The following is a 15,194-nucleotide window of genomic DNA, read 5'->3' as shown; positions in this document are numbered from 1 at the left end:
CTGCTCAGCCTACGTGCCGGTCCCGGCGCGACCGGTGGACGCCCGGCCCCCTCCCCCGGACGTCCACCGCCGGTGATCAGCTCGCCGCGCGCTCGAACATGCCCGGCTCGTAGGAGCCTGCGGGCATCCGCGCGATCACGTTGAACCGGTTGACCGCGTTCATCAGGCCGACCAGCGCGATCAGGGCAGCCACCTGCTCGTCGTCGTAGTGCTCGCGCACCGCGGCCCAGGTCTCGTCGGAGACGCCGGTGTGTGCGTCGGCGATCCGGGTGCCCTCCTCGGCCAGCGCGAGCGCTGCCCGCTCGGCGTCGGTGAACACGGTGGCCTCCCGCCAGGCGGCGACCATGTTGAGCCGGAGCGCGGACTCGCCCGCGGCCGCGGCGTCCTTCGTGTGCATGTCGACGCAGAACCCGCAGCCGTTGATCTGGCTGACGCGCAGCGACACCAGCTCCTTCGTCGGCTTCGGCAGCGTCGACCGCTCGAGCACGCTGGAGATGTTGCCGAACCGCTTGGCGAGCGCGGCGCCGGTCTCGCTGGCCATCAGATCGATGCGGGGTTGCATGGCGTGGTCCTCCTCCGTGGTGTGCACTGGACACCCACGAGATGACGGCGCCCCGCCGAGCGTGACGGCGCGGCGCCGTGACGAGGCCCACACGGCTTCGGCTGTCACGGGACGGCGACCTCCGGCGTCCGGTGAGGACGCCATCCAAGGAGAGCCATGAGCGAGGACGACCGGCCGGACGCCGCCACCGCAGCGTTCCTCACCCACCGCAACCTGCTGTTCACCGTCGCCTACGAGATGCTCGGCTCCGCCGCCGACGCCGAGGACGTCCTGCAGGAGACCTGGCTGAAGTGGGCGGGCGTCGACCTGGACACCGTCCGCGACCACCGCGCCTACCTCGTCCGGATCGCCAGCAGGCAGGCGCTCACCCGGCTGCGCACGCTCGGCAGGCGCAAGGAGTCCTACGTCGGCCCGTGGCTGCCCGAACCCCTGCTCACCACCCCGGACGTGGCCGAGGACGTCGAGCTGGCCGACAGCGTGTCGATGGCCATGCTGCTCGTGCTCGAGACGCTGTCCCCCACCGAGCGGGCGGTGTTCGTCCTGCGCGAGGTCTTCGCCCTGCCCTACGAGGAGATCGCGGAGGCCGTCGACAAGAGCTCGGCCGCCGTCCGCCAGATCGCGCACCGAGCCCGCGAGCACGTCGCGGCCCGCAGGCCGCGCGCCGCCGTGTCGGCCGACCAGGCCCGCAACGCGCTCGACGCGTTCCGGCACGCGGTCGAGACCGGGGACCTGCAGGGCCTGCTCGACCTGCTCGCCCCCGACGTCGCGCTCATCGGCGACGGCGGCGGGCTCAAGCAGGTCGTGCCGCGCCCGATCGTGGGAGCCGACAAGGTCGCCCGCCTGCTCACCTCGGGTCTCACCCGCTTCGCCGACCGGGTGTCGATGGAGCCGGCGCTGGTCAACGGCTACCCGGCGCTCGTGCTGCGGCTCGACGGCGAGCTCGACACCGTCGTCGCGCTCCGCATCGAGGACGACCGCGTCACCGGCCTCTACGCGGTGCGCAACCCGGAGAAGCTCTCCCACATGGAGCGCGAGACCGTCCTGCGCCGCTGACGGTCGAAGATATCTCGGATGTATATTGTCCGAGATACTCGCGACCGAGAGGAGCCGGCGATGACACCCACCCTCATCAACCCCGCGGGCCTGCACGACCCGGTCGGCTACGGCTACAGCCACCTCGCAGCGGCGGGGAAGGACCTGGTCTTCGTGGCCGGCCAGTACGCCTCCGGCCCCGACGGCACCGTGCCGACACCCGACTTCACCGAGCAGGTGGAGCTGGCGTTCCGCAACCTCGGCACCGCCCTCGCCGCCGCGGGGCTGGGGTACGAGCACGTCGCGCGGCTCGGCACGTACATCGTCGACCACGACGAGGCGAAGCTCGGCGCGCTGCTCGGCGTGATCAGGCGGATCTGGGGTGAGCGGCCGCCGGCCCAGACGTTGATCGGGGTCGCGCGGCTCGCGCTGCCGGACATGCTGTTCGAGGTGGACGCGGTCGCCGTGCGGGGGTAGTGCGGGCGGTCCCGCGGAACCCGCGCGGGCCTCCCGGCGCGGCCGCGCAGCGTGCGGGCCGCCTCGAACCGCGGCGTGGCCGCCTTCACGCGACCACGTGGCATGGAGGTGGCCGTCCGGCAGGGCAACCGGGTGCACCCACCGGCAGCCGGATCAACCGCGATCGGGTTCCGCGGAACCCGCGGCGTCGGGCGGCGTCCCGGCTATCCCCCGGTGGAGCAGGTCGGTCAGCGTCTCGATCGCCTCCTCGTCGTCGACGGACGGCCGGGAGCCGTCCCCACCGCCGACGAGCCAGGTGTAGGCGAACTGGTCCAGCCGGCAGAACATCGCGGACGCCACGAGGCGCGGCTCGCCGGGCAGCGGGCTGCCCGCGGCGCGCACGAGGTCGAGGTGGTCGAGCATGTGCACGACCGGCACCCCCACCCCGGCCGGCTGGAGGCGGGCGATCGCGCGCCGGACGCCCCGGTGGTCGGCGCCGACGGCCGCCCGGTCCGGCTGTTCGACCTCTTCCGCGGCCCGCACGCCACGCTCGGGGTGTTCGGCGACCACAACCCCCTCCGCCGTGCACACCGTGCTCCCCGCCGGGAGCGCCGCCACCGGGCACGCCGTCGTCGACGCCGACGGGTGGGCCGCCGCGGCCTGCGACGCGCCGGACGGCACCGCGGTGCTCGTGCGCCCCGACGGCTACGTGGGCGAGATCGGGGTGGCTACCGGTCGTGCTCCCGCTGGTGCCGTTCCGGCGGCAGCTGGACCACGCTGACGAAGAAGTGGTCGATCTGCTTGACCGCCTCGATGAAGCCCTCGAAGTCGACCGGCTTGGTGACGTAGGCGTTGGCGTGCAGCTGGTAGCTGCGCAGCACGTCCTCCTCGGCCTTCGACGTGGTCAGCACGATCACCGGGATGTGACGCAGGTCCGGGTCGGCCTTGATCTCCTGCAGCACCTCGCGGCCGTCGCGGCGGGGCAGGTTCAGGTCGAGCAGGATGAGGTCCGGCCGGGGTGCGTCGGCGTAGGGCGGGGCCTGGCGGAGGTAGCCGAGGGCGGCCTCCCCGTCGGTGACGACGTCCAGCCGGTTGTGCAGGTTCTCCTCGAACGCCTCGCGCGTCATGAGGACGTCGCCGGGGTCGTCCTCGACGAGGAGGACGTTGATCGTCCGGGGCTGGTCGTTCATTCGGCGATCTCCTCGCGCAGCGCGGGCAGGGTGAACCGGATCGTGGTGCCGGGACCGTCGGTCGGGGCGAGGCCGATGTGCCCCTGGTGGAACTCGACGATCTTCTTCGCCAGGGCGAGCCCGATCCCGGTACCGGAGTAGGCGTCGCGCCCGTGCAGCCGCTGGAAGATCACGAAAACCTTGTCGCCGTACTCGGGCTCGATGCCGATGCCGTTGTCGGTGACGGAGACCTCCCACACGTCGCCGTCGCGCCGCGCGTCGACGCGGACGACGGGCGGCACGCCCTCGCGGTGGAACTTCAGGCCGTTGCCGATCAGGTTGGCCATGAGCAGCTGCAGGAGGCCGGGGTCCCCGAGCACGGTCGGCAGCGCGCCGATCACGATCTCCCCGCCCAGCTCCTGGCGCGCCTGCTCCAGCTGCTCGGCCGCCGCCGTGGCGACGGCGCCGAGGTCGACCCGTTCGAAGTTCTCCGTGGTGCGCCCGACGCGGGAGAACGCGAGCAGGTCGTTGATCAGCTGCTGCATCCGCTGCGCCCCGTCGACGGCGAACGCGATGTACTGGTCCGCGCGCTCGTCGAGCTTGCCGGCGTAGCGCCGCTGCAGGAGCTGGCAGAAGCTCGCCACCTTGCGCAGCGGCTCCTGCAGGTCGTGGCTCGCCACGTAGGCGAACTGCTCCAGGTCCCGGTTCGAGCGCTCCAGGTCGCGAGCCTGGTCGTCCAGCCTGCGGTTGACGGCCTGGGCGCTGTCGAGCTCGCGCAGGATGTGCCTGCGCATGGCGTCGACGTCGGCACCGAGCCCGCTGATCTCCCGCGGCCCCTCGACGTCGACCTGCCGGTGCGTGTTGCCCGCGACGACCTCGCGGACCTGGGCGGCGAGGGCGGACACGGGCTGCAGCACCAGCCTGCGCAGCCCGATCCCGACCACGGCGAGCAGGACGAGCAGCGTCACCCCGATCGTGCCGCCCGCCCACGCGAGGAACGACGCGGCGGAGGACAGGTCCTCCCGCCCCTCCAGCCGGAGCTGGGCGAGCCGGTCCTGGAGGGCGTCGGTGGTCCGCCGCACCCGCTCGGAGTAGATCAGGCCGGCCTCGGGGCCGGGCGCGCCGGGCTCCCGGGCGATCACCGGCTCGGCGTACCCGAGGCGCCAGTCCTGCTCGGCCTGCACGGCGGCGTCGATGTCCGGTCCGAGCTGCGGGATGTCGTCCTGCGCGGCGCGCAGCCGGGCCACGGCGTCCCGGCCGCGCTCGACGCCCGCGTGGTACGGGTCCAGGTACCCCTCCTGCCCCGTGAGGAGGAACCCGCGCAGCGCCGCCTCCTGGTCGAGCTGGGCGTTCGCCAGGTCCTTCGCGGCGATCAGCGCCGGGATGGTCCCGTCGAGCAGGGACGCCCGCGATTCGGTCAGCCGCGTCAACGCGGTGACGCCGAGCACCACCGTTCCGGAGGCGACCAGGGCGGCGAGCACCGCGCCCACGACGAACACGCGCTCCAACGGCCAGCGCCCGGTGCTCAGGCGCTCCGGCAGCGCCAGGCCGCGCGGGCCCTCGGCGGGCTCGGTGGGCTCGGTGGGCTCGGTGGGCTCGGCGGGCTCGGCGGGCTCGGTCGGTGCGGTCACCGCGTTCCCTCCTCGGACAGGATGAGGATCGCGACGTCGTCGACCAGCGAGCCCCCGTTGAGCTCCTGCGCCCGCTCCACGAGCCGCGCGGGCAGCCGCTCCAGGTCGGTCCCCCGCTCCTCCAGCAGCATCGCGTGCAGGCCCTCCTCCCACAGCGGCTCCCCGGGGTCCGGGCCGCGGCCCTCGATGAGGCCGTCGGTGTAGGCCAAAAGCGCCCACCCCTTCGCGAGCGGCACCGTGAGCGGGTCCCACGTGGCGTCCGGGAACACCCCGAGCGGCACGCCGACGGGCGGCTCCAGCCGCTGCGGCGGCCGCAGGAGCACCGGCGGCGGGTGCCCGGCGACGCGGACGGCCATCTCGCCCCGCCCGCCGGGCGCCGGGCGGATCGCGATGGCGCAGACGGTGGTGAACAGCGAGGGGTCGTGCCGCTCCGTCACGAGCACCTGCTGCAGCTTCGGCAGCAGCTGCGACTCGTGGAGGCCGGCCAGGACGAGCGCGCGCCACGACACCCGCAGGAGCGCGCCGAGCGCGGCCTCGTCGGGCCCGTGGCCGCAGACGTCGCCGACGATCGCGTGGACGGTGCCGGTGGGGCCGAGGACGGCGTCGAAGAAGTCGCCGCCGATGAGCGAGCGCGCCCGCCCGGCCCGGTAGTACGACCGCGCACCCACCGGGCTGCCCGCGAGCAGCGGCGACGGCAGCAGCCCGCGTTCCAGGCGCGCCGACTCCGCGGCCGCGAGCTGCTCCTCCCGCAGCCGCAGCAGGCTCGACTCGGCCCGCCGCCGCTCGACGGCGTAGCGCACGGCCCGGATCAGGACCTGCCCGTCCACCTTGCCCTTGACCAGGTAGTCCTGCGCGCCCGCCGCGACCGCCGCCACGCCGAGGTGCTCGTCGTCGACGCCGGTGAGCACGCACACCGCGGCGCTGCCGTCGGCGCGCAGGAGGCTGCGCAGGGCGTCGAGGCCCTGCACGCCGGGCAGGTTGAGGTCGAGCAGCACGCAGTCGACCCGGCCGAGCTGGCCGCCCGCCACCGCGTCGGCGACGGAGCTCGCGACGGAGACCTGGAGCGCCGGATCGGCCTCCGCGAGCAGTTCGCGTACCAGGAACACGTCGCCCGGGTCGTCCTCGACCAAGAGCACGCGTCGCGGCATTGCGGCAGCGGATCCGGTCATGGGGAGGGGGCGCGTTCGAGGGCTGGTCAGGCGGCCGAGGCGGTGGCCCGCAGGACGGACGTGAACAGGCCGAGCCCGTCGTTCGACGGGCCGGTGAGGGGGTCGATGGCATGCTCGGGGTGCGGCATCAGCCCGACCACCCGCCCGTCGTCGGAGGCGATGCCCGCGATGTCGGCCACGGCACCGTTGGGGTTGCCGCCCGCGTACCGGAACACCACCCTGTTCTCGGCCTCGAGCTGTTCCAGGGTGGCGGCGTCGGCGACGTAGCGGCCCTCCCCCGACTTGAGCGGCACGAGCAGCTCCTGCCCGACCGTGAGCCCGCCCGTCCACGCCGTGGCGGTGGACTCGACGCGCAGCCGCTGGTCGCGGCAGACGAAGTGCAGCCCGGCGTTGCGCACGAGCGCGCCCGGCAGCAGCCCCGCCTCGCAGAGGATCTGGAAGCCGTTGCAGATGCCGAGGACCGGGGCGCCCCGGCCGGCCGCCGCGACGACCTCCGTCATGATCGGCGCGATGCTCGCGATGGCGCCTGCGCGCAGGTAGTCGCCGTAGGAGAACCCGCCGGGCACGATGATCGCGTCCACGCCCTTGAGGTCGTGGTCGGCGTGCCAGAGGGCCACCGGCTCCGCACCCGCGTAGCGCACCGCCCGGGCCGCGTCGACGTCGTCGAGCGTGCCGGGGAACGTGATGACCCCGATCCTCATGCCCTGGTCACCACCCAGTCCTCGATCACCGGGTTGGCCAGCAGGGTGGCCGCGACGCGTTCGAGGGTCTCGTCGTCGACCGTGTCGTCCACCTCGAGCACGAAGTGCTTGCCCTGCCGCACGTCCGTGACGCCCGAGACACCGAGCCGCGTGAGCGCCCCCGCCACCGCCTGGCCCTGCGGGTCCAGGATCTCCGGCTTCGGCATCACATCCACCACGACCTTCGCCACGCCCCCAGCCTACGGGCGTGCCTCGGCCCGACCAGCCGTGACACCCCTCCCACCCGATGGGGGCACGCCTCCACGAGGCGGAAACCGGCCGGGACGGCGACGTCGGGCGGTGGCAGAGTGGGTGGCCGTGCGCATCACCCACTTCGGACATTCGTGCCTGTTGCTGGACACCGGCAGCGCCCGGATCCTGTTCGACCCGGGCAGCTTCTCCACCGGGTTCGAGTCGGTGCGCGGGCTCGACGCGGTGCTCATCACGCACCAGCACTTCGACCACCTCGACGCCGACCGCATCCGCCCGCTGCTCGACGCCAACCCGGACGCCCGGCTGATCGTCGACGCCGGCACGGCGGAGCAGCTCGGCGAGGTCCCGCACGAGGTCACGGCCCCGGGCGCCCGGCTGCAGATCGGCGGGGCCCGCGTCGACGTGCTGGGTGGCGACCACGCCGTGATCCACCCCGACATCCCGATCGTGCCGAACAACGCCTACCTGGTCGACGGCACGCACCTGCACCCCGGCGACTCCTACACCCCGCCGCCCTCCCCCGTCGACGTGCTGTTCCTGCCGACCGGGGCGCCGTGGCTCAAGCTCTCCGAGGCCGTCGACTACCTGCGCGCCGTCGCGCCCCGCACGGCCGTGCCGATCCACGAGGCCGTGCTCTCCCGTCCCGCGATGCACTACGGCTTCTTCGAACGCCTCGGGCCGGAGAAGACCACGATCAAGGTGCTGGACCGGGAGACCGCCACCGAGGTCTGAGGCCCGCTCACGCGGCCCTGGCCACGACGGCGAGCCGGTAGGTGGTCGGGGTCGCGCCGAGGGCGAGCGCGGCGTCCACCGCGGCCAGCGCGGCGGCCCTCCGGTGCGGGCGCCGCAGGTCCTTGGCCCGCACGTTGATCCGCACGAGGTCACCCCGCCGCACCGTCCGGGCGACCTCGGCCAGCAGCACGCGGCAGCGCCACGCCTCGGCCGCGTGCCGGTCGTCGGCCACGGGGCGGCGCTCGCCGGAGACCCGGAACCCGAGCACCCGCGACCGCAGCAGCGACGTGCCCGGCTCCCGCAGCAACCGCACGCCGTGCTCGTCGGCCAGCACGGCGAAGCCCTGCTCGCGCAGCGCCTGCACCGTGCCGGGCGAGGCGATCCAGCGGGGCGGGACGAACACGTCGGTCCGCAGCCCCAGCGCGGTCAGCGCCCGCCGGGCCGCCACCAGCCGCAGCCCGGCCTCGTGCCGCGGCAGGGCGGCGAACTCGGCGCGCCTGCCCACCCGCAGCGACGCCACCGGCGGCGCGGTGTGGTCGTAGCCGTGGAGCGCGACGGCGTCGCCCGCCGCTCGCCGCTCGTGCACCCACCGCGCGAGCGGCGAGCCCGGCGCGACGCCCGCCGGGCGCAGCAGGTGCGAGGCGGGGACGCCGCGCGCCTGCAGCTCGGCGGTGAAGGCGGCGGCGTCGGCGAGCGCGTCACCGGCGTCGGGGGTCAGGCCCGACACCGACACGACCAGCTGCGATTCGGTCACACCGACATGAACGCACGCCCGTGTGAACACCGGTTGACCGGCCCGTGAGAGTTGCGTGGGAAGTGGGCCTACTGCCAGTTCCGCCCGGTGATCCGCTCGTAGGCCTCCACGTAGCGGGCCCGCGTGGCCGCCACGACGTCCGGCGGGATCTCCGGGCCGGGCGGGGTGCGGTCCCAGTCGAGGCCCTGCGACCACTCCCGCAGGAACTGCTTGTCGAACGCGTACTGCCGCCTGCCCGGCTCCCACGAGTCGGCGGGCCAGAACCGCGACGAGTCGGGGGTGAGCACCTCGTCGGCGAGCACGATCCCGCCCCCTGGATCGACGCCGAACTCGAGCTTGGTGTCGGCCACGATGATCCCGTTCGCCGCCGCGGTCTCCGCGCCGCGGGTGTAGACGGCGAGCGTCAGCTCGCGCAGCCGGGTGGCGGTGTCCGCGCCGACGGCGGCGACCACGTCGTCGAACGTCATGAACTCGTCGTGCTCGCCGGCCGCGGCCTTCGTGGTCGGCGTGAAGATCGGCTCCGGGAGCTTGGAGCCCTCGACGAGGCCGTCCGGGAGCGGCACGCCCGAGACGGTGCCGTGCTTGCGGTACTCCTCCAGGCCCAGCCCGGCGAGGTAGCCGCGGGCGATGCACTCGACCGGCAGCATCTCCAGGCGCCGGCAGCGGACCGCGCGACCGGCGAACTCGGCGGGCACGTCCGTGGCCGAGACGACGTGGTGCGGGACGAGGTCGGCGAGGCGGTCGAACCACCACAGCGACAGCTGGGTGAGCACCTTGCCCTTGTCCGGGATCGGGGTCGGCAGGACCACGTCGTAGATCGACACGCGGTCCGAGGCGACCATGATCAGCTCGTCGCCGTCCAGGTACAGGTCGCGCACCTTGCCCGAGTGCAGCAGCTTCACAGGATCGCTCCGGGGGTGTAGGCGGCGGCGTCCGGGTGGGCCTCCACGATCTCGGACACGCGCTCGATCACGGCCTCCACCTGCGCGGTGGCGGCGCCGGTGAACCGCAGCGGGTCGGCGAGCAGCCCGTCGAGCGCGCCCGGGGGCAGCCCGAGCCGCGAGTCGCTCGCGAGCCGGGCCATCAGGTCGTTCTCGGCCTGGCCCTTCTCCCGCATGGCCAGCGCGACGGCCACGGCGTGCTCCTTGATCACCTCGTGCGCGGTCTCGCGGCCGACGCCCGCCCGCACCGCGGCCATCAGCACCGCGGTGGTGGCCAGGAACGGCAGGTAGCGGTCCAGCTCGCGGGCGATGACGGCCGGGTAGGCGCCGAACTCGTCGAGCACGGTCAGCGCGGTCTCGTAGAGCCCGTCGAGGGCGAAGAACGCATCCGGCAGCACCACGCGGCGCACGACGGAGTCGGACACGTCGCCCTCGTTCCACTGCGCCCCGGCGAGCTCGGAGGCCATGCCCGCGTAGCCGCGCAGCAGCACCAGCATCCCGTTGATCCGCTCCGCCGAGCGCGAGTTCATCTTGTGCGGCATCGCCGACGAGCCCACCTGGCCGGGCTGGAAGCCCTCGGTGGCGAGCTCGGCGCCCGCCATCAGGCGGATCGTGGTGGCCAGCGACGACGGCGCCGCCGCGAGCTGGACGAGCGCGGAGACGACGTCGAAGTCGAGCGAGCGCGGGTAGACCTGCCCGACGCTGGTCAGCACCCCGGAGAACCCGAGGTGCTCGGCGACGCGGCGCTCGAGGTCGGCGAGCTTGGCCGCGTCGCCGTCGAGGAGGTCGAGCATGTCCTGCGCCGTGCCGACCGGGCCCTTGATCCCGCGCAGCGGGTAGCGGGCCCGCAGCTCCTCCAGCCGCGCGTAGGCGACGAGCAGCTCGTCCGCTGCGGTCGCGAACCGCTTCCCCAGCGTGGTGGCCTGCGCCGGGACGTTGTGCGAGCGCCCCGCCATCACCAGCTCGGCGTGCTCCCCGGCCCGGCGGGCCAGCCGGGCGAGGAGGGCGACCGTCCGGTCGCGGACGTGCTCCAGCGACAGCCGCACCTGCAGCTGCTCGACGTTCTCGGTGAGGTCCCTGCTGGTCAGGCCCTTGTGCACGTGCTCGTGGCCGGCGAGCGCGTTGAACTCCTCGATACGGGCCTTGACGTCGTGCCGCGTGACCCGCTCCCGCTCGGCGATCGAGTCCAGGTCGACCTGCTCGACGACCCGCTCGTAGTCCTCCAGGACGCCGTCCGGCACGTCGACGCCGAGGTCGCGCTGCGCGCGCAGCACGGCGAGCCACAGCCGCCGCTCCAGAACGATCTTGTTCGACGGCTGCCAGATGCGGACGAGCTCCGGGCTCGCGTAGCGGGCGGCCAGCACGTTGGGAATCACGTTCGGGCAGCTTACGGCCCCGACCCGGACGCGGCGGCGGCCACTCACAGGGTGCGCAGGAGCACCTCGCGGCCCACGGCGCGGGGGTCGGGGTCGGCCTCGATGAGCGCGCTGACCAGCGCGCCGTCCACGAGCGAGACGAGGTCGCGCAGCGCGACCGGGTCGAGGGTGCGCCCGGACCGCGCGAGGATCTCGGCGAGCAGCGCCTCGAACTCCTCGCGCATCTTGCGCATCAGCGGTGCGAGGTAGGGCCGGCGCCCGGCGCCCACCAGGCGCTCGAACCGCAGCAGCGCCGCCTCGAGGCCGCGCTCGCGCGACTCGCGGCCGATCAGGTGGTCGAGGATCAGCTCCACCAGCTCGTCGGTGCCGAGCGGGCCCTCGGGGAGGGCGTCGAGCTGCTCGCGGACCTCGGCGAGCTCGTCGCGGCTCGTGCGCTCGACCGCCGCCGTGACCAGCTCCTCCAGCGAGGAGAAGTAGTAGGTGGTGGACGCGAGCGGCAGCCCGGCCCGCTCGGCCACGGCTCGGTGGCGCACGGCGTCGAAGCCGCCGGAGCGCAGCAGGGCGGCAGCCGCCGTGACCAACTCCTGCCTGCGCCGCTCGCCCTTCGCGGTGCCCACGTGACCATCTTCCCCCGCCGGTCAGAGACGGGGTGAAAGCTGCGCGGCCAGCGCGTCGAGGCGGTCCGCGAACGGGGCGGCCGCGCCGGGCCCGTCGCCGCGGCTCGACACGACGACGGTGCCGCCGGACGCCGTCGGACGCGACACCGCGCCCTCCGCCGCGCCCCCCACCCGGTCCGCCCCGGGCGGCAGGTACTGCACGGTCAGCACGCCCCGCGCCGCCCCGTCGGTCACCTCGAGGTTGACGCCCCGCTCACCGGGGGGCCTGCACTCCATCGTGATGGCCGCCTCCGGCGCGCCGACGACCTCCGGCAGGTACTCCTCGACGATCGCGCGCAGCGCGGGGTCCTGCCGATCGGCGCACTCGGTGGTACCCGGTCCGAGGGGCGCAGGCGCCGCCGCGTCCGCCTCCCCGGAGCCGCGCGCCGCGTACGGGGCCTGTGCGGCCCCCGGTGCCCCCTCCGCCGCGGCGGGCGGCGGCGCCTGCCGCTCGTCCCGCCGGGCGTCCGCGGGCGGGCCCTCCGGCGCGAGCATCGGCGCGGCGACCGTCGACGCGCCGCCTTCCTCGCGACCGTCCGGGAGCACGACCGCCCCGCCGACGCCGACGACGGCGAAGAGCGCCAGCCCTCCGACGGTGACCGCGGCGCGGCGGCGGACGGTGATCCGGCGAGACGCCCGCACGACCGACTCGTGGTCGAACCCGGGCGGTGGCGCGGTGTCGGAGGCGGCGGCGCGGAACAGCGCACCGAGCTTCTCGTCGTCGGTCATGTCGCCCACCCCCTTCACCCGGCCGGTCGCAGGTCCTCGAGCGCGTCGCCGAGCACGGCGCGCAGCGTCGCCAGCCCGTGCGCGGTCTGGCTCTTCACGGTGCCCTCGCTGCAGCCCAGCGCCTCGGCCGTGGCCGCGACGTCGAGCCCGTCGAGGTAGCGCAGGACGAGCACGGCGCGCTGGCGCGGCGGGACGGCCCGCAGCCCGTCGACGAGGACGTGCCGCGTGGTCACCGCCTCCGAAGCCGACGGGACGCCGCCGGACTCGACCGGCGGTTCCGCGGTCGCCCGCTCGCGGCGCCATGGCCGCCGCGACTCGTCGACGACGGCGCGCACCAGCGTGCGGCGCACCCACGCGTCGAGGGCCCCGCGGTCGCGGATGCGCCTCCAGTGGCGGTGCAGCGCGACGAACGCGGCCTGGGCGTGGTCGTCGGCGCGGTGCCAGTCGCCGCACAGCAGGTACGCCGTGCGGCGCACGGCGTCGCGGCGTGCGCGGAAGTACTCGGCGAACTCCCGCTCGCTGGCGTCGTCCACCCGGCCTTGCCCCCCTTCCCGCCGGCCCGTCGTGCAAAGGACGCGAGCATCCTCGTCCGGGGTTGGCCGCACCCACGAGATTCCCCCGATCGGCCCAGAACTGTGATCGTTCCGTGACCCTCCCGCCGCCGGACCGTCTCCTCCTGGTTGAATCGGGGGTCGTGCGACCCACGACTCGAGCCCGGCGTTCATCGGCCAACACCGGTCCGATCGACCTCCGCTCGGACACCGTCACCAAGCCCACGAAGCGGATGCGGGAGGCGATGGCCGCGGCCGAGGTCGGCGACGACGTCCTCGACCGCGACCCGACGATGCGCGAGCTGGAGCTGCGGGTGGCCGGTCTGGTCGGCGCCACCGACGCCCTGTGGACGCCCAGCGGCTCGATGGGCAACCTCATCGCGCTCATGCACCACCTGGACCGGGGCGACGCCTTCCTCGCCCCCGCGGGTGCCCACGTCCTGGACAACGAGCTCGGCACCGCCGCGTGGCTCGCGGGCGGGATGCCGCGCCCGCTGGCGCACGACGCCGGGCCGGGCAAGGTCTCCCCGGCGGCCGTGCGCCGGGCCGCCGCGGGCGGCGACGGGCCGTACCACGCGCTGCGCACCACGCTGCTGTGCCTGGAGAACACCCACAACGCCGCGGGCGGCACGGTGACCGCGCCGGACGAGCACGCGGCCGTGGTCGCCGCGGCCAGGGCGGCGAAGCTCAAGGTGCACCTGGACGGGGCGCGGCTCTGGCACGCGGCGGTCGCGCTCGGCGTGCCCCCGGCGGCCCTCACCGTCGGCGTCGACACGGTGCAGGTCTGCCTGAGCAAGGGGCTCGGTGCGCCGATGGGTTCGGTCGTCGCCGGTTCCGCCGAGTTCGTCGCGCACGCGCGGCGGTTGCGCAAGATGCTCGGCGGCGGGGTGCGCCAGGGCGGCGTGGTCGCCGCGGCCGGGCTCGTCGCGCTGGACCGCATCGATCGCCTCGCCGAGGACCACGAACGGGCGCGGGCCCTCGCCGCGGGGCTGCGCGAGCGCGGCTGGCAGGTCTCCACCCCGCAGACCAACATCGTGCTCATCTCGGTGGCCGACCTCACCGGCACCCTGCAGCGGTTCGAGGCCTCGGGCGTGCGGGCCGTCCCGATGGCGGGCCAGGTCCGGCTGATGACCCACGCCGACCTGACCGACGCCGACATCGCCACCGCGCTGGAGCGGATCGGGCCGGTCGACGCGGCCGCGGTCCGCGCGGACGGCCACCGCCCGCCGGTGCGCCCGGGCAGGTGACGGTCAGGCCTTCGGCAACCAGGCCTCGAGCCGCGCCAACGTCTCCTTGATGTCCGCGGTGGCGCCGGCGAAGGACATCCGGATGAACCGGCCGCCGTCCACCGGGTCGAAGTCCACGCCGGGGGCGACCGCGACGCCCGTCTCCGCGAGCAGCCGGTGGGTGAAACCCATCGAGTCGTCGGTCAGGTGCGACACGTCGGCGTAGACGTAGAAGGCGCCGTCGGCGGGGGCGGTGCGGGTGATGCCGAGGTCGGCGAGCCCGTCGAGCAACAGCTCGCGGTTCGCCGCATACCGGGCGACGTGCCCGTCCGCCTCGGCGTAGCTGGACTCCTCGAACGCGGCCAGCGCGGCCCGCTGCGCCAGCGCGGGCGGGCAGATCGTGAAGTTGCCGGTGAGGCAGTCGACGGCGCGCAGGAGCCGCGGCGGCACGAGCAGCCAGCCCAGCCGCCAGCCGGTCATCGAGAAGTACTTCGAGAACGAGTTGACGACCACCGCTTCCCGCGACGTCTCCCACGCCGAGGACGTCGCCGGGGCGCCGGCGTAGGAGATCCCGTGGTAGATCTCGTCGCTGATCAGCTGCACCCCGGTCCGCTCGCAGTGCTCGGCGAGCGCCGCCAGCTCGGCGGCGTCGAGGACGGTGCCGGTCGGATTCGCCGGGCTCGCGACGACCAGGCCCCGCACGGGCTCGTCGAGCGCCTCCAGCATCTCGACCGTGGGCTGGTAGCGGGTCTGCGGCCCGCACGGGAGGTCGACGACCTCGCAGCCGAGCGCGGTGAGGATGTTGCGGTAGCAGGGGTAGCCGGGGCGGGCGAGCGCCACCCGGTCGCCCGCGTCGAACGCCGCGAGGAACGCGAGCAGGAACCCACCCGACGAGCCGGTGGTGACGACGACCTGCTCCGGCGGGACGTCGAGGCCGTAGGTGCGCTCGTAGTGCGCGGCGATCGCCTCGCGCAGCTCCGGGATGCCCAGCGCGACGGTGTAGCCGAGGACGTCGCCGTCGAGGGCGGCCGCGGCGGCGGCCCGCACGGCGGCCGGGGCCGGGGTGGAGGGCTGGCCCGCCGAGAGGTTGACGAGGTCGCCGTGGGTGCGCTGGCGTTCGGCTGCTGCCGCCCAGACGTCCATGACGTGGAACGGGGGCACCGCGGCCCGGGCGGCGACCGTGAGCTGGGTGGGCGGAACGGGCTGCATCGGCACGGCCCGAGCTTAGGCAGGAAAGCGGAACGGCGGCCGCCCCAC

18 protein-coding genes are annotated in these 15,194 nt (G+C 74.6%); 4 read left to right on the top strand and 14 right to left on the bottom strand.

Annotation, left to right across the window (positions count from 1 at the left end):
- Nucleotides 1-76 precede the first annotated feature (76 nt).
- Complete coding sequence (locus VKZ81_RS23720; RefSeq protein WP_324243865.1) at nucleotides 77-562, bottom strand: carboxymuconolactone decarboxylase family protein; 486 nt, start codon at nucleotides 560-562, stop codon at nucleotides 77-79.
- Between the two features lie 156 nt (nucleotides 563-718).
- Between VKZ81_RS23720 and VKZ81_RS23715 the strand changes: the two genes are divergently transcribed.
- A complete protein-coding gene (locus VKZ81_RS23715; RefSeq protein ID WP_324243864.1) occupies nucleotides 719-1,615 on the top strand; it encodes an RNA polymerase sigma-70 factor in 897 nt (298 codons plus the stop codon).
- A gap of 60 nt (nucleotides 1,616-1,675) precedes the next feature.
- Nucleotides 1,676-2,071 carry a RidA family protein gene (locus VKZ81_RS23710; RefSeq protein WP_324243863.1) on the top strand — a complete coding sequence of 132 codons (396 nt, stop codon included), beginning with the start codon at nucleotides 1,676-1,678 and terminating at the stop codon, nucleotides 2,069-2,071.
- Nucleotides 2,072-2,224: 153 nt separating this feature from the next.
- On the opposite strand, the gene VKZ81_RS23705 is transcribed toward VKZ81_RS23710, so the two are convergent.
- The 6 genes from VKZ81_RS23705 to purS are packed head-to-tail and all read right to left on the bottom strand — an operon-like array spanning nucleotide 2,225 to nucleotide 6,950.
- Nucleotides 2,225-2,731 carry a hypothetical protein gene (locus VKZ81_RS23705; RefSeq protein ID WP_324243862.1) on the bottom strand — a complete coding sequence of 169 codons (507 nt, stop codon included), beginning with the start codon at nucleotides 2,729-2,731 and terminating at the stop codon, nucleotides 2,225-2,227.
- 47 nt (nucleotides 2,732-2,778) lie between these two features.
- On the bottom strand, nucleotides 2,779-3,240 hold the full coding sequence (locus tag VKZ81_RS23700; protein WP_324243861.1) for a response regulator: 462 nt from the start codon (nucleotides 3,238-3,240) through the stop codon (nucleotides 2,779-2,781).
- Complete coding sequence (locus VKZ81_RS23695; RefSeq protein WP_324243860.1) at nucleotides 3,237-4,850, bottom strand: sensor histidine kinase; 1,614 nt, start codon at nucleotides 4,848-4,850, stop codon at nucleotides 3,237-3,239. The genes VKZ81_RS23700 and VKZ81_RS23695 overlap by 4 nt, the downstream gene beginning before the upstream one ends.
- Nucleotides 4,847-5,998, bottom strand: coding sequence for a PP2C family protein-serine/threonine phosphatase (locus tag VKZ81_RS23690; RefSeq protein WP_324243859.1), 1,152 nt, complete (start codon nucleotides 5,996-5,998; stop codon nucleotides 4,847-4,849). Before VKZ81_RS23690 ends, VKZ81_RS23695 begins: the two co-directional genes overlap by 4 nt.
- Before the next feature lie 47 nt (nucleotides 5,999-6,045).
- Nucleotides 6,046-6,720 carry a phosphoribosylformylglycinamidine synthase subunit PurQ gene (gene purQ, locus VKZ81_RS23685; protein ID WP_324243858.1) on the bottom strand — a complete coding sequence of 225 codons (675 nt, stop codon included), beginning with the start codon at nucleotides 6,718-6,720 and terminating at the stop codon, nucleotides 6,046-6,048.
- A complete protein-coding gene (gene purS / locus VKZ81_RS23680; RefSeq protein ID WP_324243857.1) occupies nucleotides 6,717-6,950 on the bottom strand; it encodes a phosphoribosylformylglycinamidine synthase subunit PurS in 234 nt (77 codons plus the stop codon). The genes purQ and purS overlap by 4 nt, the downstream gene beginning before the upstream one ends.
- 127 nt (nucleotides 6,951-7,077) lie before the next feature.
- Here purS and VKZ81_RS23675 point away from each other — a divergent pair, with 127 nt between their 5' ends.
- On the top strand, nucleotides 7,078-7,704 hold the full coding sequence (locus VKZ81_RS23675; RefSeq protein WP_324243910.1) for an MBL fold metallo-hydrolase: 627 nt from the start codon (nucleotides 7,078-7,080) through the stop codon (nucleotides 7,702-7,704).
- Nucleotides 7,705-7,711: 7 nt separating this feature from the next.
- Here the strand turns inward: VKZ81_RS23675 and VKZ81_RS23670 are convergent, their stop codons facing one another.
- From VKZ81_RS23670 to VKZ81_RS23645, 6 genes are all read right to left on the bottom strand, one after another.
- Nucleotides 7,712-8,458, bottom strand: coding sequence for a DUF2334 domain-containing protein (locus tag VKZ81_RS23670; protein ID WP_324243856.1), 747 nt, complete (start codon nucleotides 8,456-8,458; stop codon nucleotides 7,712-7,714).
- A gap of 68 nt (nucleotides 8,459-8,526) precedes the next feature.
- Nucleotides 8,527-9,360: a phosphoribosylaminoimidazolesuccinocarboxamide synthase gene (locus VKZ81_RS23665; protein WP_324243855.1), complete on the bottom strand. Its 834-nt coding sequence runs from the start codon at nucleotides 9,358-9,360 to the stop codon at nucleotides 8,527-8,529.
- Nucleotides 9,357-10,775, bottom strand: coding sequence for an adenylosuccinate lyase (purB, locus tag VKZ81_RS23660; protein WP_324243854.1), 1,419 nt, complete (start codon nucleotides 10,773-10,775; stop codon nucleotides 9,357-9,359). Before purB ends, VKZ81_RS23665 begins: the two co-directional genes overlap by 4 nt.
- A gap of 44 nt (nucleotides 10,776-10,819) precedes the next feature.
- The gene (locus VKZ81_RS23655) at nucleotides 10,820-11,392 is read right to left on the bottom strand and encodes a TetR/AcrR family transcriptional regulator (protein WP_324243853.1); all 573 of its coding nucleotides are present in this window, start codon (nucleotides 11,390-11,392) and stop codon (nucleotides 10,820-10,822) included.
- Between the two features lie 21 nt (nucleotides 11,393-11,413).
- Complete coding sequence (locus tag VKZ81_RS23650; protein ID WP_324243852.1) at nucleotides 11,414-12,160, bottom strand: hypothetical protein; 747 nt, start codon at nucleotides 12,158-12,160, stop codon at nucleotides 11,414-11,416.
- Between the two features lie 14 nt (nucleotides 12,161-12,174).
- Complete coding sequence (locus VKZ81_RS23645) at nucleotides 12,175-12,693, bottom strand: SigE family RNA polymerase sigma factor (RefSeq protein WP_324243851.1); 519 nt, start codon at nucleotides 12,691-12,693, stop codon at nucleotides 12,175-12,177.
- Between the two features lie 251 nt (nucleotides 12,694-12,944).
- Here VKZ81_RS23645 and VKZ81_RS23640 point away from each other — a divergent pair, with 251 nt between their 5' ends.
- Complete coding sequence (locus tag VKZ81_RS23640) at nucleotides 12,945-13,958, top strand: threonine aldolase family protein (protein WP_324243850.1); 1,014 nt, start codon at nucleotides 12,945-12,947, stop codon at nucleotides 13,956-13,958.
- A gap of 3 nt (nucleotides 13,959-13,961) precedes the next feature.
- Here the strand turns inward: VKZ81_RS23640 and VKZ81_RS23635 are convergent, their stop codons facing one another.
- On the bottom strand, nucleotides 13,962-15,146 hold the full coding sequence (locus tag VKZ81_RS23635; RefSeq protein ID WP_324243909.1) for an aminotransferase class I/II-fold pyridoxal phosphate-dependent enzyme: 1,185 nt from the start codon (nucleotides 15,144-15,146) through the stop codon (nucleotides 13,962-13,964).
- Nucleotides 15,147-15,194: the final 48 nt, after the last annotated feature.

The sequence above is a fragment of the Pseudonocardia sp. genome, from assembly GCF_035305885.1.
Lineage (GTDB): Bacteria > Actinomycetota > Actinomycetes > Mycobacteriales > Pseudonocardiaceae > Pseudonocardia.
Note: the sequence above shows the minus strand (reverse complement) of the source record. Positions and strands in the feature narration are given on the sequence as shown.